Here is a 761-nt window from a genome sequence, read left to right as displayed (position 1 = left end):
TTTATCCTCGATCTGTCTTGCGAAACGGAATGGATAGCAACAAGTTTATGCCGATACGCAGGCGAAGCTACGGCAAAACAGCGGAACGATATGAACGGTGTTACGTAGAAATGGGCAGATCTTATGCAGGAACAATAACAAGAATCACTACTAGGCTTATATAAGAATCACCTATGTTATTGTAAGCATACTTTAGCAGTCTGGCTAAGAAACGAATGAATTCCTAACCTCATCAGCTAGGCGTGTGGATGTTTTGGAGTCCCGCTCTGTCTGGAACGCGAAGAAGCTCTTTCATGCATTGGTGAATGTCAGCAAACATCTCTGTTGCCATTCACCAGCAGAGGAACTCCAGATTCCTCGAGAGGGAGACTCTCAAGTTAAAAGAGCATGGTACACTAGGTTATGGTACAATACACCGTAACTTCAAAACACAACATACGGTTATAAAAACACTTTAAGATCCTTCATTACACAGTAGCCGGCAGGCGTCGAAAGCCACCTGAGGGTTTGCCACTACTGGAGATTAAACCGGGTGTGATCTGCTACTGGAAGGATGCTATCAGGCAGGACTTGCACCTAGTGCCGTTCGCTGATCACGAAGATGAAGCTGCAGTGCTCCCCGGGGTCAAAACAACCACTGGAGTCGAGCTTGTTTTTGATCTGCAAGTGATCGGTGATAAACCATCCTCATTCACCAAGTATTTGGCTGGTCACAAGCATGTCTATCATAACTTGCCAGGATGACTCGCCGACTTGTTGAG

The 761-nt window shown here is 45.9% G+C and carries 1 protein-coding gene; it reads left to right on the top strand.

Translation table 11 applies throughout. The features are described 5' to 3' along the window. Nucleotides 1-507: 507 nt before the first annotated feature. On the top strand, nucleotides 508-744 hold the full coding sequence (locus tag GY843_RS11435; protein ID WP_297309676.1) for a hypothetical protein: 237 nt from the start codon (nucleotides 508-510) through the stop codon (nucleotides 742-744). The last annotated feature ends 17 nt before the right edge of the window (nucleotides 745-761 follow it).

The organism is Neptuniibacter sp., from assembly GCF_024231755.1.
Taxonomy (GTDB): Bacteria; Pseudomonadota; Gammaproteobacteria; order Pseudomonadales; family Balneatricaceae; genus Neptuniibacter.
This window is presented reverse-complemented; position numbering and strand designations above follow the sequence as displayed.